This window comes from Massilia sp. 05N420, from assembly GCF_056397205.1.
The window spans coordinates 1-2,067 of sequence record NZ_JBFTMX010000089.1 but is presented as its reverse complement, the minus strand read 5'-3'; the positions used below and the strand labels follow the sequence as shown (position 1 = coordinate 2,067).

Here is a 2,067-nt window from a genome sequence, read left to right as displayed (position 1 = left end):
CTCCTGCTGGGTGGCGCGCATGGCAGCGTCGATGAACTGGTCCCTGTAGGGGAAAACGAATGGATCGTTATTCCACGTATTGAAAGCGATCTGGCTGAAGGTTTCGTACGACTGTTCTCGCAGCCAGCGATACCGCGCAGCATCCCGCGCATCTTCGCTGGTCGTCGCTGCGACAGCAGTAGCGGGAGCGGCGTACAAGCCCATGATGGACTTTGCTGCGGCGCGTGCTGCGGCCTCATGTTCGGCCCCGCGCGTGTACTTGACGATAGCCTGCTGGATGATGAGCTGAATATCGTTCTCGCTCGGCGCTGCCACGGCTGCGGCCTGCTGGGCTACAGGGGCGGCATCGCTCACCCCTTCGCCAAGGGCGCTAGTGTTACCGCTGTCTGCGGTGCTCGGAGCGGCGGCCATGCTCTCAAGGACATCGGCGATCGCGTGGCCGTCAGGAGTGCCGAGGTCGTAGCAGCGCGCGAAATTCGCTGCCTCGCGCAATGTTGCCGCCCGCACTTCGCTTGCTTTGTCTGCGGTGCTCGACAGTTCAGCAAGCAGTTCGATAGCGGAATCGTGGCGCACTTCTGCGGCGCGGCTGCCGTTGACCATCGTGATGTTGATTTCGTCGCAGTTGACGCCCTTGTCGCTCAAACGGTAGATCAGGGAACCGTCGATCTTCCAGCCATCGCGATTCAGAGTGTGCAGCGCCTGTGCGCGCACTTCTGCTGCCTGTGCCTGATCGGCTTGCACCGGAGCGGCCAACTCGCATTCCCAGAAGTAGCGGACAGGGAAAGCATCTTCGTCGCGCGCCAGCATGAAGTCTTTGCCAATGGCGCAGCGGCGGCCCTTAGCATCAACGCACATGGCGCGGCGGTGTTCGGGCGATGCAAGCCGCGACTGCGCCTTGTTGACCCAATCCTGATAGGAGTGAAAGTACCCGGCCCACTTTGGTACCAGCATCGAGGGCTGCACCGGGGCGGCTGGCGCAGCATTGGCTACCTCCGCTTCGATGGCGCGGGCGAATTGCAGGTAGCCAAATTCCTTGAGCCATCCGTTCGGTCCGCCTGGCATGTTTTGCCACACTTGCACAATCTGCTCATCCGTCAGCACGGAGGATGCTTGCGATGCGTTGTCGCTCGTATTGCCGCCCTTCGCGGCACCCGCAGTGATCGACAACGGGACGGCCGGCGCCTCCGGTTGGCCCCAGTCGATCTTTTCGGCCGGGTGCTTGTCTTCGATGCGGCGCTGCGGCGTGTTCTCTTTGTCGGTTGCCATGGTGCTCTCCTATTATTTATTTGGTCTTGTCGGTGAAGGGCTTGTTGAAGCTGATTTCGTTTAGCTCGAGGTAGAAGCGCTTTGTGCGGAGAGGACGCCCGACCGGATCCTTGCCGGGCGTGTTGTGCAGGCCGAGGCGGCGGAGCCGATCCTTCATTGGCTCCCGCGGCTTCTTCTCGGCCGGCGCCGTCATCCCCGCGCCTCGCCGCCGAGCGCTTCGACCAGATCGACAAGCAGCTTTGCCAGCTCGCCTGTCATTAGCATCATGTCGTTGTCGAAACGCTCGTCATCGCTATAGGTGATGGTTTCGTTTTCCTTGATCACGTCGAGCGGCTTGACGCCCTTGATTGCCAGCTGCTCGGTCAGCACGAAGGAGACGCGGCTGTTCCAAGTCAGGGCAAGACGAGTTGACTGCTTGCCGGCGGCGATGTGGCGACGGATGTCTTCCGGGTCCAGCGAGTGCTTCACGTAGCGCACCGCGGCCTTGCTTTCGCCGGTGGCGCGCAGTTCGGTGTCCTGGTCGATGGTGAAGTTGTACGGCGCTTCGTCCAATTCCAACCAGCCGGTCATCACGGCCACCGGCGAGCGCTGCACGCGCAGCGATTCCAGCGGCATCTTGTCGACGGCCTTCAGCAGCAGCTTGATGACATCATCGGCCTTCGACGGGCTGGCGGCGTCGACCACCAGCCAGCCGTTGACCGGGTCGATCCAGGTCCAGACATTGCTGCGGATCGAGAATGCGCGCGGCAGCAGTTCGTCGGCCACGCGCTCCTTCAGTTCCTTCATTGCTTTCTTGCCCGG

Annotated in this window: 2 protein-coding genes and 1 pseudogene; all 3 read right to left on the bottom strand. The window is 62.0% G+C overall.

Annotated elements, in window-relative coordinates:
• Positions 1-1,266, bottom strand: a pseudogene (locus AC1DIX_RS27335) (hypothetical protein); the annotation flags it as partial.
• 16 nt (positions 1,267-1,282) lie between these two features.
• Positions 1,283-1,423: a hypothetical protein gene (locus tag AC1DIX_RS27330; RefSeq protein WP_477328449.1), complete on the bottom strand. Its 141-nt coding sequence runs from the start codon at positions 1,421-1,423 to the stop codon at positions 1,283-1,285.
• A gap of 32 nt (positions 1,424-1,455) precedes the next feature.
• On the bottom strand, positions 1,456-2,067 hold a 612-nt coding region (locus tag AC1DIX_RS27325; protein ID WP_477328447.1), incomplete at its 5' end, for a recombination-associated protein RdgC.